General features: G+C 67.6%; 4 protein-coding genes. 1 reads left to right on the top strand and 3 read right to left on the bottom strand.

What is annotated here, in order from left to right:
* Positions 1-433, top strand: a 433-nt coding sequence (locus WBL06_RS02460) for a hypothetical protein (RefSeq protein ID WP_424454391.1), incomplete at its 5' end; no start/stop codon positions are given.
* 1 nt (position 434) lies between these two features.
* Here WBL06_RS02460 and WBL06_RS02455 read toward each other — a convergent pair.
* From WBL06_RS02455 to WBL06_RS02445, 3 genes are all read right to left on the bottom strand, one after another.
* A complete protein-coding gene (locus WBL06_RS02455; RefSeq protein ID WP_424454390.1) occupies positions 435-1,007 on the bottom strand; it encodes a hypothetical protein in 573 nt (190 codons plus the stop codon).
* Positions 1,008-1,080: 73 nt separating this feature from the next.
* Positions 1,081-1,437, bottom strand: a complete 357-nt coding sequence (locus tag WBL06_RS02450) for a helix-turn-helix domain-containing protein (RefSeq protein ID WP_100810625.1) — start codon at positions 1,435-1,437, stop codon at positions 1,081-1,083.
* Positions 1,438-1,514: 77 nt separating this feature from the next.
* Positions 1,515-2,206: tyrosine-type recombinase/integrase (locus WBL06_RS02445; protein ID WP_424454389.1), on the bottom strand; the 692-nt coding region annotated here is incomplete at its 5' end.

Below are 2,206 nucleotides of genomic sequence, written 5' to 3'. Positions count from 1 at the left end.
GGTGCCCCGCTCCGGGTTCACGATGCCGAAGGAGTCGTTCCTGGACGCCGGGCTCGGACTCGTGCAGCGCATCGAGAACCGCGTCAGCGGCATCCCCTCCCTCCTCGACCAGGCCCGCGAAGACCTGGAAGAAGCAGAGCAGACCGTCGCCGACACCCAGCAGCGCCTCGGCCAGCCCTTCCGCCACGCTCAGACCCTCGCCGACGCCGAGGAAGACCTCGCCCGCGTCGAGTCCCAGCTCGCCGCGATGCAGGACGAACCGGCACCTGAGCCCGCCGCGTCAGAGTCCGAGCGCGTCGAGCTGACAGTCGAGACCGTCCGCGCATACGAACCGAACCTCGGATCACGGGAGGGCGCGGGGCGTGAGCCCGCGACCTCGTTCGTCCCCGCGACGCCTCCGGCCGCGCCGCCGAACAACGCCCCGCGGCTGTAGCTCAGCGACACTCCGGGCCGAGCCCGTCGATGATCGTGGCGGGGTCGGCGATGATCTGCTCGCAACGCAGGCAGCGCGCACCGCGAAAGATCACCTCCGGTTCGCCGTGGATGCCTTGCTCGGGCTCGACCTCATAGAGGTCCGCGTGTGCGGCGAACAGGCGCGGGTGGTTCTTGGCGATGGCGGCGTGGAATTGCGCGGGCGTAGTTGGCGGGTTGAGCTGACGCTCGACGAACAGGTCGATCACCGTCGAGTAGGCATCGCGGGTGAGCCGCGCGGCGAGGAACAGATCGGGGTTCGCCGCCGAGATGCCGACGCTAGCAAGATCGTCCAGCCCATAATCGTCCACATCCTCGGTGACCAGGAAGCGCGCGCCCGCGGCCGCAGCATCGGCAAGGATCTGCCGATCCGCGCCCTTCGTCCCTCCGAAGCGTTCCGCACCCGTGCCGGTCGGCCCGAGCAAGACGTCGAATCGCTCCCGGACACTCGACGGCGGCAACGCCCTCGCGCGCATGTGCACCTGGGCCTCCCGCTCGGCAGCCCGGCTCCAGAAGGCGCGGAAGCCGCTCGGCACCCCGCCGACGACAAGCAGAGTCCGAGTGACAGGCTTAGCGATGATGTTCGCGTCCAGGAGAACGCGCGTCAGCTCACTGATCGCCGAAGAGGTCGTCACGGAGTTCATCGCGCGTCAGCTCCACGAGGTCGCCCATCGTCTTGCGCCAGTACCGCTCGAACTCCTCGTAGGGGATGCGATTGCGATTGCCGACCTTGACCGCGCGAATCTCCCCCGCCTTGATCTTCCGCGAGATGGTGGGACGAGACACGCCCATCGCGTCGGCGACCTGCTCGGGGGTCATCATGCGGCGCTTCGCCGTCAGCGTCACCGTCTCCCCATCGGCTGCCGCCTGCTGCACATACGCGGCGACCTGCTCCAACCAAGCCGGGCGCGCCCCGGCGCTGGAGCGCACATCCTCCGGGTTGATCGTCAAGCTCGTCATGGTCATGACCCCATCCTACCCCCGCCTGCACACTCTGGACAATACAGGTGTTCATACGGCATCCCCTTCTTGATCCTTACAGTTCATGCGTCGATGCCCGCGAACGCCTCGTCGAGCGCGTCAGCCGCGACCTCGACGATGAGGTCGGGACGCTTCGCGTAGTGCCCTTCCGTGATGTCGGTACTGCTGTGCCCGAGCAGGTCGCGTGCGACCTCGACGCCAGCCGTGTCCGATACCGCGGCGGCGACCGCCTTGCGGAGACTGCGAAAGGTGAGGTGCTCGGCGTCGACCCCGATAGCCAGCAGTTCCGGCTCGAACTCGCGGCGGAACATCCTGAGCAACTCGCCGACGGCGCTGGGGTCGCGCGGACGGCCGCGCTCAGACGTGAACAGCACGTCGTCTGGATTCCGTTCGGGGTCGGGAATGTGGCTCGCCACGAGTTCGCTCAGTACCTTCGCCGCGAACTTCGGCACGCGAACCCATCGCTTCTGTCGCTCCGCTTTGGGTGAGTCTTGGCGGAACAGGCCGCGGGACTTGGTGCGAACCATCGTCCCGCCGACCCAGACGAGTGCCTCCATGGTGAGGCTTCCATCCGGTTGTTCCACCGCCTCGAACCGCACGTCCTGGAACCGGATTGCAATCGGTTCCGCGGTCCTCTCGGAGGTGCCGAGCGTGATGAGGATGTAGTCGGCGAGCAGCTTGTAGTTGGGCCGTCGGCCCACCGGATACCGCTTCCGGTGCCGCTCGGGCCACACGTCGCGGATGAGGTGGAGGA

The organism is Pseudolysinimonas sp. (assembly GCF_049651805.1).
In the GTDB taxonomy this organism is placed as follows: domain Bacteria; phylum Actinomycetota; class Actinomycetes; order Actinomycetales; family Microbacteriaceae; genus Pseudolysinimonas_A.
Note: the sequence above shows the minus strand (reverse complement) of the source record. Positions and strands in the feature narration are given on the sequence as shown.

Excerpts from the sequence above, each read along its gene's own strand:
- WBL06_RS02450 (WP_100810625.1), bottom strand. The coding sequence starts at position 1,437 with ATGACCATGACGAGCTTGACGATCAACCCGGAGGATGTGCGCTCCAGC.